This is a genomic window from Sporomusa sp. KB1, from assembly GCF_007830295.1.
Taxonomy (GTDB): Bacteria; Bacillota; Negativicutes; order Sporomusales; family Sporomusaceae; genus Sporomusa.
Map to the genome: position 1 here is coordinate 4351097 of NZ_VLKC01000002.1, position 15831 is coordinate 4366927.

The window sequence follows — 15831 nt, forward strand, 5'->3', positions numbered from 1 at the left end:
AAGGCTATTTCTTTAAAGGGAGGTATATTTTGAAAATCGATGTTTGTTTTACTCCCAACGATTTTACCAGCAAAGACTATTATGGTTACCATGCTGTGGTTATTGATGTGCTGCGGGCAACTACCAGTATTGCCACTGCGTGCGCCAATGGCTGCCAGTGTGTAATACCTGTGAAAACGGTTGAAGAAGCGTTCTCACTAAAAGCTAAAAATCCTGATGCAGTATTAGCCGGGGAACGCAGTGGTTTGCTTATTCCCGGATTTAACTTGGGAAACTCACCCTTTGAGTACACCAAAGACCAAATATACGGAAAAACAATTGTCATGACAACAACTAACGGTACATTGGCATTAAACAAAGTGGCTGCTGCTCAAAAAATATATGTAATGGCTTTTGCTAACGCCGCTTCCATAGTTACCGCTCTACACCAAGCACAAGAAAATACGATTATTGTATGCGCTGGCTCGGAGGGGAAATTCTCCTTAGAAGATGCTTTGTGTGCCGGTCTGGCGGCAGATTGCCTCAGTCATGAAGCTAAGCTAAGTGACACAGCATTGGCAGCGCAAGCTATGTATCGGGATTTTGCTGCCGATTTATTTGCAAGAGTATCCCAATCATCACATGCAGACTATCTATGTAATATAGGTTTTGAAAAAGATGTTGCTTTATGTTTGAAACAAGATACGATAGCTGTTGTTCCGGTATTCGCAGCAAACGCTATAACTGCATAACTGAATAAAATGCAACCGGGTAATCTCAACATGGCTTGCGCTACGACTTGGCACAAGCCGTGTTTTCTTTATTTTACCGCTATTATTTATGTAAGCTATATGATAGAATATCTTCGGATTCAAACCATAGACGAAAGGAGTATTTCTATTGAAAAAAAAGGCAGTCGCTATCCTTTTGATGGTTTTCGCAATGCCGTTGTTTTCATCAGCAATGCCCCGAGCAGAAGCCGCAGTGTGGGACAATAAACTAGCTGAAGTCGTTACAGGAACGTCAACTGCTGACCAGATACAAGCGTTACTAAAATTACGTGAGACTCTAAAACAAGATGATAAGCAGGTTTTATGGGGAACTCTTGCCCAGACAGCGATCGATCAAACCGGAAAAACGGATATGGTAAATACTCTTGCTGCTTTGTCGCAGCAACTGTCAGCCCAAGAGCAAGCAACTGCTAAAGCAAACCTTGTTAAAGCAGTAGAAACCGCTGTGCGCAGCAAAGTAGATGAAACGGTTAAAGAAGCGGTAACTAATCGTCTGGCAGGATACCAGGATGAAGTTGCGCTGCTTTCTACATTACTCAATAGCAGTAATGACCTGACACCTAAAGCCGTACAAAATAACAACTCCCTTGCTGGTGCACCGCAAAACTATAGTAAGCTGATTAACATGACTGCGACAGCTTACGGTCCTGGTACAACTGATAATGGAAAATGGAATGACCTGACTTATGTAGGCGGCAAGGTTAAGAAAGGGGTAGTGGCCGTAGATCCTGCTGTTATTCCCATGGGAACCAAACTTTGGGTTGAAGGTTACGGCCAAGCTATAGCTGACGATCAAGGCAGTGCGATTAAAGGCAATCGTATTGATTTAGCGTTTAATACCAGACAAGAAGCGCTGGATTATGGGATTCAAAATGTGAAAGTATATGTTCTGAAATAACCGGCTTCGGCCGGTTTTTCTTTGCTCATATCCCTTTGTGTAGTTGCATATATTTGGGAATGAATATGCTATCTACAAGGAGGGGACAAAGTGAATTCCATTTTATCGTTTGGATTCAGAAAAACATCGATATTTTATGGTATAGCGATTTTTGCTATTTTGAGTATTGTTTTTAGTATTATTGGCTTTGAGTATATGGATGAACAAGAACTAGCATCAATAGATACCAATCAGCCAACCAACGCACCCACAGGTAAAGTGAGTGTAGTAATAAATACTCAATCTAAAGTACTTGAAGTTTATAATGATGATCAGATATATAAAAAATACAGGATTGCAGTAGGCAAAAGCAAAACCCCGACGCCGATCGGAGAGTGGAATGTGGTATGGAAAGACTATAATTGGGGAACTGGATTTGGAACACGCTGGATGGGATTGAATGTGCCTTGGGGCACTTATGGCATCCATGGGACAAATAAACCCTGGTCAATAGGTCAATTTGCCAGTCATGGCTGCATTAGACTGCGTAATAAAGATGTTGAAGAATTGTTTGAATGGATTCCGATTGGGACTCCGGTGCGCATTGATGGTCGAAAAGCTATAATTAAAAGAGACCTTAAATATAAAACTTCAGGATCTGATGTTGTTGCCTTACAACTGAAACTCAAAGAACTTGGCTACTTTCAGGGTAGAGCAGATGGCTTGTTTGGCACTATGACTGAAGAAGCTATTAAGGCTTATCAGGCAGATAAGGGAATTACTACTACCGGTGTAGCTACCAAAGAGTTTTGCACCGCGTTGGGGATATAGAATTAGTAAGAAATTTTATCGAAATATCAAGAAGTTGACGAAAATAGGTGATAAGTGTAAAATACAACCTAGTACTGGGTTTGACCAAGCTGATATTCCGGTGTATTCTAGGTATAATGCCGAATCCTTATAAGGTACGGGGGACCCAATACATATATAGGGGTGAATCCGCTAACGCGGTAGGGCGTTCTTAACCTCTTCTCTTTGGCCCGAATCCGACAGCTAACCCCGGAGGCTAACGCGTAAGGTTTTGTGTTTTGCTTTGCAGTGCATGACACTAACCTTAGAGGCATACTGAAAAGAGAGGTGATCGATTGGGAAAAAAATTTTTTAGGGTCTTTTTTTGGCTTTCTTTACTGATAGCCGTAAGCATTCCCTCGGTGAGCATGGCTGCGGGACCACAGGAGCAACCCACTATAATGCTCGGGGCACGCGGCGATAATGTGCGGATTGTACAAAAATATTTGGCTGACAGTGGTTTTTATGCAGGAGACATTGACGGTATATTTGGTCCAATTACTGCTAAGGCTGTAAAAGAATTTCAACATAGTTCCTCTCTTAACGTAAATGGCATTGTTGATAAAGAAACCTTTGCCTATTTGGGACGGCTGGCTGGGATGCCAAGCAGGTATAGCCGTGCCCTTAGTATGAAAGCATCGGCCTACTCTGCGTATGACCCGGGCAATGGCAGCTATACATATGGCGGAAACCTTTTGCGTAAGGGTTTGGCTGCTGTCGATCCAGCAGTTATTCCTTTAGGAACCCGGCTATATATACCAGGATATGGCTATGCAATAGCTGACGATATTGGTGGTGCAATAAAAGGCCAGCGTATTGATTTAGCATTTGATAATCGCCATGAGGCATTGAATTTTGGCGTGCAAAGAGTAACTGTGTATGTAGTTGACGGATAAATTGCAGGTTTCGGCCTGCTTTTTTTGTTTACTGATAGCAGCTATTGTTATTATCCCCCAAGAATATTAAGAAGCTTCAAGTACTATACTACTGATAGAATTTGAGTATTTCATGGGGGTTGGTTAGGATTGAATTTTATCTCAAGTGAAATGCTGCCGTTGGTGCTGGCTTGTGTTTCTGGGGTGTTAATGGCAGTGCAGGGATCAATTAATGCTGGTTTGAGTAAGGTTATTGGACTGCTTGAGGCTACGTTTGTCGTTCAACTTACGGGAACTATTTTAGTCATGATGCTACTGTTTATCGGTAATATGGGCAAAGGCAATCTGTCTGCATGGCAGGAGGCACCATGGTATTCCTGGTTAGGAGGTATTCTTGGTGTTGCCATAATCTATCTGGTAGCCGCAAGCATTCCCAGTGTCGGTGTTGCCAATGCCACTACGGCCATTATTGTTGGACAAGTATTAACAGCAATCATAATTGACTACTTGGGGGGATTTGGTCTTGAACGTATGGCTTGCAGTCCCAAGCAGCTAATTGGCTTGGTATTACTCGCAGTTGGTGCTAGACTGCTATTAAAATAGTTTTTTTTATCTTTTTCTTAATTAAGGTGTTAACAAAAAAAAAATTATGCGGTATACTTATCATTAGGATTTTTTGGTAATGTACTAACACAAGGAGGCAAGGCATGGATTTTAACTTTACTCCCGATCAATTGGATATGCAAAAAATGGTAAGAGATTTTGTAGCGAAAGAAATTGCGCCTCACGCTTTAGAAATGGATAAAGAAGGTATAGTTCCATCTGATTTATGGAAAAAGCTTGATGAGGCAGGCTTACTTAATTTAACTGTACCAGAAGAATATGATGGGCCAGGTCTTGACGCACTCTCAATTGCTCTCATCTATGAAGAATTAGGTAAAGGGTGTGCTGGTGTAGCTACAACAACCGCTGCGAATGCTTTAGCTTCCTACCCAGTAGTACTCTTGGGGTCCGAAGAGCAAAAACGTAAAATGTTTAGTGTCATAAATGATGGCAATTTGGCTGCCTTCGCACTAACTGAACCAGGTGCAGGCTCAGATGCCGGCGCAGTTGCAACAACTGCTGTTAAAGACGGGAACGAGTATATACTTAATGGCACAAAATGTTTTATTACCAATGGTGGTATTGCTGAAATATATATTATTTTTGCCAATACTCGCAAAACTGCTGGTATCCGTGGATTGACAGCCTTTATTGTTGACAGGAACACACCAGGCTTCTCTGTTGGTAAAGAAGAAGAAAAGATGGGCATCAGAGCTTCAAATACTTGCGAATTGATTCTGGAAAACGTACGTATTCCTATGGAAAACAGAATTGGCCGCGAGGGCGAAGGTTTTAAAATTGCGATGAAAACACTGGATGCTGCCCGGCCATTTGTTGGTGCTGTATCAGTTGGGCTAGCACAAGCTGCATTCGAGCTAGCCGTTAAATACTCAAAAGAACGTGTACAATTTGATAAGCCCATTGCCTCATTTCAGCTTGTTCAGGCCATGCTGGCCGATATGGCTATGCAAATTGAAGCTGCCCGTTTACTGGTATACAAGGCTTGTTGGTTGAAAGACCAGGGAGTTCCTTATTCCAAAGAATCAGCCATTGCCAAGTGCTTTGCCGCTGATACTGCCATGAAGGTTACGGTTGATGTCGTCCAAGTACTGGGCGGTTATGGCTATTCCAAAGAATATCCGGCAGAAAAATACATGCGTGATGCTAAAATTATGCAAATTTATGAAGGTACCAATCAAATACAGCGACTGGTAATTGCTAATAATATCCTGTACTAATTTATAATTTTGATACTTGACTTTAGTAGTTAACCGTAATATAATACATATGTGTTTAGGGACTATAGCTCAGTTGGTTAGAGTACTACGTTGACATCGTAGGGGTCTCGCGTTCGAGTCGCGATAGTCCCACCAGGTAATTCAAGGCTTCCGAGATTTCGGGAGCCTTTTTGTTATTCAGAGGGAAAGGTTAACTTTCCCTGGATAACAAAAAGGCTTTTGCCGGCGTCCTAAAGGACTTAGCACAAGCCAAGTCTTTCATTCACTACATGAAATGTCTCCACAAAATCCAATTTTCTTCTTTATTTTTGATGGTAACGCCAGCCCTAAGTCAACTACATCAATCTTTATCGGAGTTGGTTCGGCAGGAAGGAGAAGCGTGGTTTCAAGAGACTCCGGGTAGTTCCCAGAAAAGAAAAGGTATTCGTTACCTAGGCGACCTATCTCAGTTATCTCAAATTCAGGATAGCGAAGAAGAGTAACCCGCAGACCCTGATTTTTTTTAAGCTGTATCTCTTTGATTTTAATTATCGTGATAATTTGAAGATAAAGCTCTTTAGCATATTCAGCCAACATTTTCACCACCTTTTAAAGCAAAAATTCGACAAAAACCAATAATGTCCTGTAAGATTGCAAGATCATCGCAGAGACAGGTAGTTTTTGCAGTAATAAAATAATACGGTAATCAGTGTGAGCAAGCGGCATTACTTTGGTGGTGTCGCCTAATATATTGCAGGAATGTTGCCCCTTTTGCCGAATAATTTAAAAAATAGTAAAGGAGATAATGATATGGAGTCTCAATATTTTTGGATGAGTCTGGATGACTTAGAGCAAGTAGTAATTGGAAATGGAGAAGTTTTGTTGATTAATAAAAATGGAGAATCAACAAGGATCGGGACTACTGTCGATGAAGCAAGAAAGAGATTAACAGATTTCGGCAAGGATGAAGATTTCCCTGATTTTATGAATGATTATAACGGGTAAGCCGTCCTTCGGGGTGGCTATTTCCAGTATATAATTTGTTTCACCAATCATAACGAGCGAGAAATGCAAGTAGCCGCTATGAGAGACGAATCAATTGGCCGAAACAGGAGTGAAAACCCTGATTATCTTGTGCTGAATGGAAGAAGATAAGTTTTACGAAGAAGTATTGTAATAATTACGAGCAGTTTTAGGATTTGCCGATAAATTGCAAAATCAGCCGCACCCCGAAGGATGCGGCTTTTTCATAAAAAATGAACCCGCCTAAAAGGTAGGTTCACCGTACTATATATCAGGTTAGACTCAATTCCCTAGCATGGAAGATGATAGTATATAACAAACCAGCGCTGCTATGGTGAAGCAAATTCCGAGAATCACTGGAGCGGCGCGATATAGAAAATACACGGTATCTATGGATTTTTCAATAGTGTTAAAGAAAGAAGGCCTCATTAAATCTCCTCCTCAATATATACTTGTACTATTATTTTATCAAATATATGCTTCTATGCATATATATTTTTTTCTTCTTTAAATTTTTGCCACAATTCTTAAATAGCATGATGATGTTACGGAGGTGTATGTCTGATTGATGGGCATGCAGTGTCCTCTTTTCATTTTGTTGCTATAGTCTGACGGCCCCAGGCATTTCGGGCATATACCATTTTTAGGCCGTCCAAGCAGAGGGTGTCAATACTTGCAGGAATTAATTTACCTTTTGTCGAACGTTAATATGAATTTAGTAAACGGGAGAGGGTTGATTGAATGGAGCCAATGGAAATTATTTGGATAAATGACGACAGTAAAGAAGCAATTGTTAAACATGACAGTACTTATTTGTTCCAAGATGGAGCAATGTCAATCTATGATATGGGTAAGTCCTTGTTAGATGTAAAAGAAGTGCTAGAGAAAATAGGTAGAGAAGATATAGTCGAAGAGTTAACTGGAAACGGTATTTTATAACTCAGAGTCCGATGGGCTCTTTGGTACGATAAAAGTGTAATTGTGTTAGGCAGATTTTGGCTGTAGCCTTCGGGGTGCGGCTTTTTTATTTACATATGCAGCAGGAATTCATCAGCTCGTATGTAAATATATGTATTAGTTACGCTTCCGGATGTTTGATTACAAGGGAGGAGTCTGCGATGCATAAATATCTTGCTCCAGACAGGATAGATGTTTTGCGAAATTGTATGGTTAGATATACTCAGCCTGAAGCATTTAATGATCTGTTTGAAGATAAACCTTACATAGCTAAAATTACAAAAAAAACTTGCCTATATAGACAAGTTTTTTTTGGTGGCGGCACAGGGATTTGAACCCCGGACACTGCGGGTATGAACCGCATGCTCTAGCCAACTGAGCTACGCCGCCGTATAAAAAAATAGTAAAATGGAGCTAGTGACCGGGATTGAACCGGTGACCTTATCCTTACCAAGGATACGCTCTACCAACTGAGCTACACCAGCATTGGTTGCGGGAGCAGGACTTGAACCTGCGGCCTTCGGGTTATGAGCCCGACGAGCTACCAACTGCTCCATCCCGCGATATTGGCTTTTTGCCACAAAGTAGATTATATAGTAGAGCAAATAAGATGTCAATCTCTTTTAGGCCAAATGGGCTGGTGATTAATGGAAGGCAACCTGGCGTTGACTACTGTTAATTAATGGTGTATATTAAATTATTGTACTGTTTACGTTATTAAGAGTGTAATCCCATAGAGCCTTGATAAGATTATTCCCGTTAACACAACAGTTATGCTATAAAAAGTAATAGAATTAACTTTAGGAGGAACCAATGTTAAATCTTGTTCCCGAAATTAGTAAACGCCGTACCTTTGCAATTATTTCCCACCCTGATGCTGGTAAAACAACATTAACAGAAAAATTATTGTTATATGGTGGAGCTATTCGTCTGGCTGGTTCGGTCAAGGCGAGAAAAGCCCAAAAGCACGCTGTATCTGACTGGATGGAGATTGAGAAGCAGCGTGGTATCTCAGTAACGTCCAGTGTCTTGCAGTTTGATTATGATGGTTATCGCGTTAATATACTAGATACTCCTGGTCACCAAGACTTTAGTGAAGATACATATCGTACCTTGATGGCTGCTGATAGCGCAGTCATGCTGATTGATGTGGCTAAAGGTGTAGAAGACCAGACTAAAAAATTATTTCAAGTTTGTAAACAGCGTGGAATACCAGTATTCACCTTCGTGAATAAGCTTGACCGCTATGGACGTAACCCGTTTGAACTTATGGAAGAACTAGAGAAGGTTCTAGGTATCCGTGCTTATCCGATGAATTGGCCAATTGGAATTGATGGTAATTATAAAGGCGTTTATATACGTAAGCAAGCTAAGATAGAATTGTTTGAACGCAGCGGTGAACATGGACAGTGGGCACTCCCGTCAACGCAGGGCAGTGTAGATGATCCGGCTTTTAAAGAACTGCTTGGGGAGGAAATTCATCAGGCATTATGTGATGATATTGCGCTTTTAGATGTGGCTGGTGAAAAATTCGATTTTGACAAAGTAACCAGAGGGGAACTTACCCCAATGTTTTTTGGCAGTGCTATGACTAATTTTGGGGTTCGCTTGTTTTTAGAGGACTTCTTAGAAATGGCACCACCACCTGTGCCAAGAATGTCCTCCGAAGGCTTTATTAATCCTGATAATGATAAGTTTTCAGCTTTTGTGTTCAAAATTCAGGCTAATATGAATCCGGCTCACCGTGATCGCTTGGCTTTTATGCGGATATGTTCAGGTAAATTTGAACGGGGTATGACTGTGTATCACGTACAGTCTAAAAAACCGATAAAGCTGGCACAACCACAGCAGTTTCTGGCGCAAGAACGAACAATTATTGATGAAGCCTATCCGGGAGATATCATTGGGTTATTTGATCCAGGAATTTTTGGTATTGGTGATACCTTGTGTCAGGAAGGTTCAGTCTTTACATTTCAGGACTTTCCTGTTTTCCCCCCGGAACAGTTTGCTCGCATTCAAGCTAAAGATACTATGAAACGAAAGCAATTTGTTAAGGGAATGACTCAACTGACACAAGAGGGAGCTGTACAGGTCTTTCATCAGCCTAATTATCCTGTAGAATCTTTTGTTGTTGGCGTTGTTGGCTCATTGCAATTTGAGGTGCTTGAATATCGTCTGAAACACGAATATGGTGTAGATATTTTAATGAATAAATTGCCGTATTCGATAGCTCGCTGGCTTATTGGCAAAAATTTTGATGGTAAAGCTATGAAAAATATGGATAGCGGTCTTTTGGTACAAGACATCAAGGACAGACCGGTTGCCTTAATCAGTAATGAATGGCAGCTTAGATGGGTAGTAGAACGGAATCCGGAAGTAGAATTCCTGGTCGTGCCTGAAGATGCACAGCAGGTCTAAGGGGGCATAAGGCTATGTATTCCTTTCCGCTAGAGCCTGATGAACTTATTAAGAAGAAATGCCTCGCCAGTTATGCTAGTAATAGAGAAGTTTTAACTGGAGCGCTTTACCTGACAGATCAGCGGTTGGTATTTGTTGGCTATGCTCTTAACATTACCAACAAATATATGGATGAGGTACCGTTAGCTCATATTAAAGAAATACTGCCGGAAAAGACTTTTTTTGTTATCCCCAATGTGCTTAAGGTAGTTACTATCAAAGATAAGGTGCTTAAATTTGTTGTAGAAGGCCGTAATGAATGGCTTAAGGCCATTCAAAGACAGATTAACATAGTTGACTAATGTAAAACACCTAACTCTCTTCATTGTCATTGTATGCAAATAAGCTGTGAAACATATACTATATGAGAAGGGAGTGATGGTGGTGAATTTGCTTTCCATCGGCCTGAACAAAGCGACCGGGAATATCAAGGAAAAGTTGGAACAGGATTGTAAGATACTGACTCAAGACGGCTTCCGGGTAGTTATCGAAGAACTGGATCGAGGCAATTACAAGTTCTTGGGCATAAATATTATTGATGGCGAATTATCTTTTCGCAATTATGAAAGGATAAAAGCAGTTTTAAAAAACAGTGTATCTCAAATACTTGCCGATTGGATTATTTCCAATGAAGAACAGCGACTCATAAATAAAATTGTTGCCAACAACTATTTTTATTTTAATCATGACGAACGCGCTACATTGGAATCAAATGCTTTGCGAGTGCTTGCTGGCAGTTCGGCCCGTTATAAGCTAATACTAACTCGCATTTTAGATTATCTTGAGAATCACCATGAATTAGTACTTGATGGTTTTTTGAATTTCCGGCTAAAAGATTACCGCTTACAGCTATCACAGGTTATTGATAACGTTGTTGATGACTTTATGATGGAACTTGAATACAAGGAGTTTATTCGACTTTTACGTTATTTCGTCGATGTTCAGGAGCCACGCGAAGAGGAAGCTCATGTAGTTATCAAGGATACGGTTTTTACTCTTTTTGATTCACATGGCAAAGCAATTACTAATCAATATCTGGACGACATGGTGTTGCCGAATAGAACTGGCGATAGTTTTGACAGCCTTAACTATGAAGATATGTTAATAAGTACTTTAATAACCATTGCACCACGGAATATTATGATACATAGTACTAATCGACTCAGGGACAAAGACCTTTTAGATACAATAAAAAGTGTATTTGATGATCGGGTAATAATTTGTAAGGGTTGCGAAATGTGTTCAACTGATTATGCCGGCAAATCAAATCATACTGAGTCATAAACTTGACATTCTTACTAAATTTGTATATAATCTTTGGTAATTAAACATTGTTATCAACAGTAATGCCGAGGACAAGATACTATCGTGAAAGGCGTTTCAGAGAAAAGATGCCGCAGGCTGTAAGCATCTTTGCGCAAACCAATAGTATTACCACCTTGAAACTGCTTCGCTGAACCAAAAGTAAGCCTAGCCGGGGATATCCCCCGTTATCAAAGTCTGAGATGGCTATTGGCCAAACAGGGTGGAACCACGGGTATAAACTCTCGTCCCTATAGGGAATGGGAGTTTTTTTATTTGGGTTAAGGAGGCTGCCAAAACATGAGTAAAATTAAGATGATATTAAAGGACGGAGCCGTACGTGAGGTTGAACAGGGAATAACCTTGGCTGAAGCCGCAAAATCTATTAGCCGCAACTTGGAAAAAGCAGCATTGGTTGCTAAGGTAAATGGTCAAGTGACCGATCTAACTGCCAAATTGGAAAATGACGCCAATGTTGAATTCTTAACATTTGACGATGAGGATGGCAAAGCTGCTTTGCGCCATACCTCTTCACATATTCTAGCTCAAGCCGTTAAACGTCTGTACGGTGATGTAAAATTAGGCATTGGCCCATCAATTGCCAATGGTTTTTACTATGACTTTGATACTGCTCATACGTTTACCCCTGAAGATTTAGTAAAAATCCAGGCTGAGATGGAGAAAATAGTAAAAGAAAATTTGCCACTTGAGCGCAAGACAGTTAGTCGCGAAGAAGCCCTTCAGCTGTTTGCAGCACAAGATGAGGTATATAAACAGGAGCTTATTCGCGATTTACCGGAAGATGTGGCGATATCTCTATATAAGCAAGGCGAATTTGTTGACTTATGTGCAGGACCTCATGTTCCGGTTACTGGCCGGGTTAAGGCTATCCAGTTGCAGAGTATTGCTGGTGCTTACTGGCGTGGGGACGAAAAACGTAAGATGCTGCAACGCATCTATGGAACTTCCTTTGAAAAGAAAGCTGATTTAGATGCCTATATCACTATGATGGAAGAGGCGGCCAAACGTGACCACCGCAAACTAGGCCGCGAGCTTGATCTGTTCAGTATCCAGGAAGAAGGTCCGGGATTTCCTTTTTTCCATCCGAAAGGTATGGTTGTTCGTAACGAACTTGAGGCTTTTTGGCGTAAGTTGCACCTGAAATTTGGTTATCAGGAAATTAAAACCCCCATTATCCTTCATCAAAAACTCTGGCAACAATCCGGTCACTGGGATCATTACCGTGAAAATATGTATTTTACTAAGATAGATGAAGAAGGCTATGCAGTTAAGCCGATGAATTGCCCTGGGGGGATTTTGGTATATCGTACGCAGCACCACAGCTACCGGGACCTGCCGCTACGGACCTGTGAGTTAGGACTTGTTCACCGTCATGAACTTTCAGGAGCACTGCATGGACTGATGCGGGTACGCAGCTTCACTCAGGATGATGCCCACATTTTTATGTTGCCATCACAAATTAAGACTGAAATCAAGAAGGTTATTGAGCTTTTCAATACGGTATACAGCGTTTTTGGATTATCCTATCATGCCGAACTAAGTACTAAACCGGAAAAAGCCATGGGTTCTGATGAAATATGGGAAACGGCGACAACCGCTCTTAAAGAAGCATTAGAAGAGCTGGAAATGCCTTTTAAAATTAATCCGGGAGATGGTGCTTTCTACGGTCCCAAAATTGACTTCCACCTTCAAGATTCCATCGGGCGTACCTGGCAATGTGGTACCATTCAACTGGATATGCTGATGCCGGAAAAATTTGACCTGAATTATATCGGGGAAGATGGACTTAAACATCGTCCGGTAATGATTCACCGGGTAGCTTATGGTAGTTTAGAACGCTTTATCGGTATTTTAATTGAACATTATGCCGGAGCATTTCCAATATGGTTAGCACCTGTACAGGTTAAGCTATTGCCAATAAGTGAACGTCATGCTGAGTATGCCAGAGAACTTGCACAAAGTATGTTTGACCAGGGTATTCGCGTCGAAGTAGATGATCGCAACGAAAAGATCGGCTACAAAATTCGTGAAGGTCAAATGCAAAAATTACCTTACATGCTTGTGGTGGGCGACAAAGAAGCGGAAACCCGTACTGTGGCTGTTCGTAAGCGGGGACAAGGGGATGTTGGCGCAATGCCTGTTGATGATTTTATTACAATGGCAATTGCTGAAATTGCTGCCAAAAGCTGATGTACTGTCGAAAATAGCTTGACTTACCTGAATTTAGATGTTATTATAATCAAGTGATTCAAATATTGCATTAAGCAGAAGCCATCCACTTCTCACCTTACAGCGCAGTACATGTTGTTGGTAAGGTTATAGTAAGCAAAACGATTTAGTTATGCTATTGCGCGGGTGGTCTATGCCACCCGTTTTTTATTTGATTGAAACAAAATACATCAGGAGGTGAGCGGCAATTAGCAAAGAGACTTTAAAGATTAATGAAGAGATTCGGGCAAAGGATGTTCGCGTAACCAGCAGCACGAATGAGCCATTAGGGATTATGTCGCTAAGAGACGCGTTGCGTATCGCGGGGGAGCAAAATCTTGATTTAGTAGAAGTAGCACCAACTGCTAAACCGCCGGTATGCCGGATCATGGATTTTGGCAAATTCCGGTATGAGCAACAAAAACGCGATAAAGAAGTCAAGAAAAAGCAAAAGGTAGTTTCCATTAAAGAAGTTAAACTTCGTCCCAATATCGAGGATCATGACTTTAATGTGAAGTTAAAAAATGCCCAGCGCTTTTTAGAAGATGGCGACAAAGTCAAAGTAACAATCATGTTCAGAGGAAGGGAACTTTCTCATCCTGAACTTGGCAGACAAGTGCTGGTACGAATGGCTACCTTACTTAAGGAAATGGCTAATATCGAACGTGATGCCAAGCTCGAAGGTAAAAATATGATTATGATTGTAGCTCCTAAGCCCAATACTACACAATCTAGCACCTAAATAGAAAGGGGATATCTTACTATGCCAAAAATGAAAACACGCCGAAGCGCTGCTAAACGTTTCAGAGTAACCGGCAGCGGTGAATTTAAACGTTCCAAAGCTTTTAAAAGCCACATTCTTGAGAAAAAATCTCCGTCGCGTAAACGCAACCTGCGTAAAGCGGCTATGGTTAGCAAATCTGACCACGAACGCGTAGTGAAAATGCTTCCTTACGCCTAAAACTATAAACAATTTATAAGTACATCAGGAGGTATCTGACATGCCAAGAGTTAAAAAAGGCGTTACTGCACATAGACGTCATAAAAAAATACTTAAATTAGCCAAAGGTTATCGTGGTTCCAAGAGTAAGCTCTTCAAAAAAGCTAACGAAACCGTGATGAAAGCACTGTACTATGCACGTGCTGACCGTCGCACCAAAAAAGGCGATTTCCGCAAACTATGGATTACCAGGATTAATGCTGCCGCCCGTATTAGTGGTATTTCTTACAGTCAGCTTATTAACGGACTCAAAAAAGCTGGTGTAGAAGTTAACCGTAAAATGTTGGCCGACATGGCAGTTAACGATATGCCCGCATTTGGCAAGTTAGTAAGCGCTGCTAAAGATCAACTGAAATAAGATAAGGACTTGGCTTGTGCCAAGTCCTTTAGGACGCCGGCAGAAGCCTTAGCCGTTCAATCCAGGGAAAGTTAACCTTTCCAGCTGGATAGCAAATTCCCGAAATTTTTTTTCGGGAATTTTTTTATGCATAATATTTATAAATATTGGTATTACTAGTAAACAAATCCAGTATCCAAAGATAATTTTTAAAATTTGATTTATTTAAATTTTGGGATAATTGGCAGGTTTTTTTTGGCTCATGGCGAATAAACATTATATAACAAATAATTGGCAATTTAAAAATTGTTTAATAAAACAAAAGGAGGAGTTCACCTTGGCCCTAGTAGCAATGAAAGAATTACTCCAGGATGCAAGAAAAAGAAAGTATGCAGTTGGTGGTTTTAATGTATTTAACTTTGAGACGTTAGGCGCTGTTATTGAGGTGGCAGAAGAACTAAAGACTCCCCTGGTGCTTGGCATTCCTGAGCGGTTATTTAAATTTGTCGATGTTGATACCCTGAGTGCTGCAATGAGTAGAGCTGCCCAAAAGGCTTCTGTACCTGTAGCTCTCCATCTTGACCATGGACATACTTATGAAGGGGTGATGAAAGCCATTCGCTGGGGATTTACGTCTGTTATGTTTGACGGTTCAGCATTGTCTTTCGAGGAAAACTTAAAACGCACTAAGGAAATTACTCGCATAGCCCATTCTCTCGGTGTATCAGTCGAGGGTGAATTGGGCTATGTTGGTTGTTATGGCAATATAAAAGATATAAATGAAGAAAATTTGGTTAAACCAGAGATGGCCCAGGCTTTTGTAGAGAAAACCAAAGTGGATGCATTAGCCGTCGCAGTGGGGACAAATCATGGGGTTTATCACGGCAGTCCCAAACTTAATTTTTCGCGGCTCTCTGAACTTAATAGTACGGTTAATGTACCACTTGTTATGCATGGCGGTTCAAAACTTACTAAAGCAGATTACTATAGCTCAATTCAGTCTGGCATAACAAAAATTAATATTGCTACAGATATGTCGCTGGCTGCCGCCGAAACAGTAAAAGCTGAATTGGCTAAAAATCAGTCTGCCAATTATATTTACTTAATGTCAATGGTTAAAAATGGCGTTAAAGATTCAGTTCGTAGATATATGTTATCTTTCGACTGCATCTCAAAAGCAATATAGCTGACAACAATAGACGCATATAACCCCCCGGCGCATAGTGCGAGCGGGGGGTTGTTTAGTTTTCTGAATTTGAGTATAATCTATTGTACCACCGCCTTCTGATGAGAAAATTAGGTCAGGAGACATACTGATTTTAATAGGGCAAACGG

18 protein-coding genes, 4 tRNA genes, 1 riboswitch and 1 other annotated feature are annotated in these 15831 nt (G+C 40.9%); of the genes, 18 read left to right on the forward strand and 4 right to left on the reverse strand.

Going from position 1 to position 15831, the window contains the following annotated elements; translation table 11 throughout:
• The first annotated feature begins 29 nt into the window (after positions 1-29).
• The 7 genes from SALPA_RS24045 to SALPA_RS24075 all read left to right on the forward strand — a co-directional run bounded on the left by SALPA_RS24045 (position 30) and on the right by SALPA_RS24075 (position 5347).
• Positions 30-731, forward strand: coding sequence for a 2-phosphosulfolactate phosphatase (locus tag SALPA_RS24045; protein ID WP_186451216.1), 702 nt, complete (start codon positions 30-32; stop codon positions 729-731).
• Between the two features lie 148 nt (positions 732-879).
• A complete protein-coding gene (locus SALPA_RS24050; RefSeq protein WP_255451327.1) occupies positions 880-1668 on the forward strand; it encodes a 3D domain-containing protein in 789 nt (262 codons plus the stop codon).
• Positions 1669-1758: 90 nt separating this feature from the next.
• Positions 1759-2478, forward strand: coding sequence for a L,D-transpeptidase family protein (locus SALPA_RS24055; RefSeq protein WP_370516719.1), 720 nt, complete (start codon positions 1759-1761; stop codon positions 2476-2478).
• Between the two features lie 107 nt (positions 2479-2585).
• A riboswitch (cyclic di-AMP (ydaO/yuaA leader) is annotated at positions 2586-2730 on the forward strand.
• A 62-nt stretch (positions 2731-2792) separates the two neighbouring features.
• Entirely contained in the window at positions 2793-3392 is a 600-nt protein-coding gene (locus tag SALPA_RS24060; RefSeq protein ID WP_255451328.1) for a peptidoglycan-binding protein, read from the forward strand.
• Between the two features lie 129 nt (positions 3393-3521).
• On the forward strand, positions 3522-3974 hold the full coding sequence (locus SALPA_RS24065; RefSeq protein ID WP_255451329.1) for a DMT family transporter: 453 nt from the start codon (positions 3522-3524) through the stop codon (positions 3972-3974).
• Positions 3975-4078: 104 nt separating this feature from the next.
• On the forward strand, positions 4079-5212 hold the full coding sequence (locus SALPA_RS24070) for an acyl-CoA dehydrogenase family protein (protein ID WP_145100037.1): 1134 nt from the start codon (positions 4079-4081) through the stop codon (positions 5210-5212).
• 58 nt (positions 5213-5270) lie between these two features.
• Positions 5271-5347: transfer RNA gene (locus tag SALPA_RS24075), tRNA-Val, on the forward strand.
• A gap of 123 nt (positions 5348-5470) precedes the next feature.
• Here SALPA_RS24075 and SALPA_RS24080 read toward each other — a convergent pair.
• Positions 5471-5788 (reverse strand): hypothetical protein, encoded by a 318-nt coding sequence (locus tag SALPA_RS24080; RefSeq protein WP_145100040.1) that lies wholly within the window; start codon positions 5786-5788, stop codon positions 5471-5473.
• A 174-nt stretch (positions 5789-5962) separates the two neighbouring features.
• Between SALPA_RS24080 and SALPA_RS24085 the strand changes: the two genes are divergently transcribed.
• The 3 genes from SALPA_RS24085 (at position 5963) to SALPA_RS29280 (ending at position 7506) form a co-directional block, all read left to right on the forward strand.
• Positions 5963-6196, forward strand: a complete 234-nt coding sequence (locus SALPA_RS24085) for a hypothetical protein (protein ID WP_222428108.1) — start codon at positions 5963-5965, stop codon at positions 6194-6196.
• A 759-nt stretch (positions 6197-6955) separates the two neighbouring features.
• On the forward strand, positions 6956-7153 hold the full coding sequence (locus SALPA_RS24090) for a hypothetical protein (protein WP_145100045.1): 198 nt from the start codon (positions 6956-6958) through the stop codon (positions 7151-7153).
• A 179-nt stretch (positions 7154-7332) separates the two neighbouring features.
• Positions 7333-7506, forward strand: coding sequence for a hypothetical protein (locus SALPA_RS29280; protein ID WP_186451217.1), 174 nt, complete (start codon positions 7333-7335; stop codon positions 7504-7506).
• Here SALPA_RS29280 and SALPA_RS24095 read toward each other — a convergent pair.
• The 3 genes from SALPA_RS24095 to SALPA_RS24105 form a co-directional block, all read right to left on the reverse strand.
• Positions 7485-7561, reverse strand: a tRNA-Met gene (locus tag SALPA_RS24095). The two genes, SALPA_RS29280 and SALPA_RS24095, sit on opposite strands and share 22 nt — an antisense overlap.
• A 19-nt stretch (positions 7562-7580) precedes the next feature.
• Positions 7581-7656, reverse strand: a tRNA-Thr gene (locus tag SALPA_RS24100).
• 2 nt (positions 7657-7658) lie between these two features.
• Positions 7659-7734, reverse strand: a tRNA-Met gene (locus SALPA_RS24105).
• Positions 7735-7984: 250 nt separating this feature from the next.
• Here SALPA_RS24105 and SALPA_RS24110 point away from each other — a divergent pair.
• The 8 genes from SALPA_RS24110 to SALPA_RS24145 all read left to right on the forward strand — a co-directional run bounded on the left by SALPA_RS24110 (position 7985) and on the right by SALPA_RS24145 (position 15682).
• Positions 7985-9589, forward strand: a complete 1605-nt coding sequence (locus SALPA_RS24110; RefSeq protein ID WP_145100048.1) for a peptide chain release factor 3 — start codon at positions 7985-7987, stop codon at positions 9587-9589.
• Positions 9590-9603: 14 nt separating this feature from the next.
• Entirely contained in the window at positions 9604-9930 is a 327-nt protein-coding gene (locus SALPA_RS24115) for a GRAM domain-containing protein (RefSeq protein WP_145100051.1), read from the forward strand.
• Between the two features lie 82 nt (positions 9931-10012).
• The gene (gene ytxC, locus SALPA_RS24120; RefSeq protein WP_145100054.1) at positions 10013-10912 is read left to right on the forward strand and encodes a putative sporulation protein YtxC; all 900 of its coding nucleotides are present in this window, start codon (positions 10013-10015) and stop codon (positions 10910-10912) included.
• Positions 10913-11230: 318 nt separating this feature from the next.
• On the forward strand, positions 11231-13141 hold the full coding sequence (gene thrS / locus SALPA_RS24125; protein WP_145100056.1) for a threonine--tRNA ligase: 1911 nt from the start codon (positions 11231-11233) through the stop codon (positions 13139-13141).
• A 66-nt stretch (positions 13142-13207) separates the two neighbouring features.
• Positions 13208-13338, forward strand: a sequence feature (ribosomal protein L20 leader region).
• Between the two features lie 29 nt (positions 13339-13367).
• Positions 13368-13901: a translation initiation factor IF-3 gene (gene infC / locus SALPA_RS24130; RefSeq protein WP_072137560.1), complete on the forward strand. Its 534-nt coding sequence runs from the start codon at positions 13368-13370 to the stop codon at positions 13899-13901.
• 21 nt (positions 13902-13922) lie between these two features.
• Positions 13923-14120, forward strand: coding sequence for a 50S ribosomal protein L35 (gene rpmI / locus SALPA_RS24135; protein WP_094606205.1), 198 nt, complete (start codon positions 13923-13925; stop codon positions 14118-14120).
• 40 nt (positions 14121-14160) lie between these two features.
• Positions 14161-14517, forward strand: coding sequence for a 50S ribosomal protein L20 (gene rplT / locus SALPA_RS24140; protein WP_021169976.1), 357 nt, complete (start codon positions 14161-14163; stop codon positions 14515-14517).
• Between the two features lie 316 nt (positions 14518-14833).
• Positions 14834-15682 carry a class II fructose-bisphosphate aldolase gene (locus tag SALPA_RS24145; RefSeq protein WP_145100059.1) on the forward strand — a complete coding sequence of 283 codons (849 nt, stop codon included), beginning with the start codon at positions 14834-14836 and terminating at the stop codon, positions 15680-15682.
• The last annotated feature ends 149 nt before the right edge of the window (positions 15683-15831 follow it).

Bases quoted from the DNA above. Each gene is read 5' to 3' on its own strand.
- SALPA_RS24070 (WP_145100037.1), top strand. From the start codon at position 4,079: ATGGATTTTAACTTTACTCCCGATCAATTGGATATGCAAAAAATGGTA.
- SALPA_RS24080 (WP_145100040.1), bottom strand. From the start codon at position 5,788: ATGTTGGCTGAATATGCTAAAGAGCTTTATCTTCAAATTATCACGATA.
- SALPA_RS24090 (WP_145100045.1), top strand. From the start codon at position 6,956: ATGGAGCCAATGGAAATTATTTGGATAAATGACGACAGTAAAGAAGCA.
- SALPA_RS29280 (WP_186451217.1), top strand. From the start codon at position 7,333: ATGCATAAATATCTTGCTCCAGACAGGATAGATGTTTTGCGAAATTGT.
- SALPA_RS24110 (WP_145100048.1), top strand. From the start codon at position 7,985: ATGTTAAATCTTGTTCCCGAAATTAGTAAACGCCGTACCTTTGCAATT.
- SALPA_RS24115 (WP_145100051.1), top strand. From the start codon at position 9,604: ATGTATTCCTTTCCGCTAGAGCCTGATGAACTTATTAAGAAGAAATGC.
- thrS (WP_145100056.1), top strand. From the start codon at position 11,231: ATGAGTAAAATTAAGATGATATTAAAGGACGGAGCCGTACGTGAGGTT.
- rpmI (WP_094606205.1), top strand. From the start codon at position 13,923: ATGCCAAAAATGAAAACACGCCGAAGCGCTGCTAAACGTTTCAGAGTA.
- rplT (WP_021169976.1), top strand. From the start codon at position 14,161: ATGCCAAGAGTTAAAAAAGGCGTTACTGCACATAGACGTCATAAAAAA.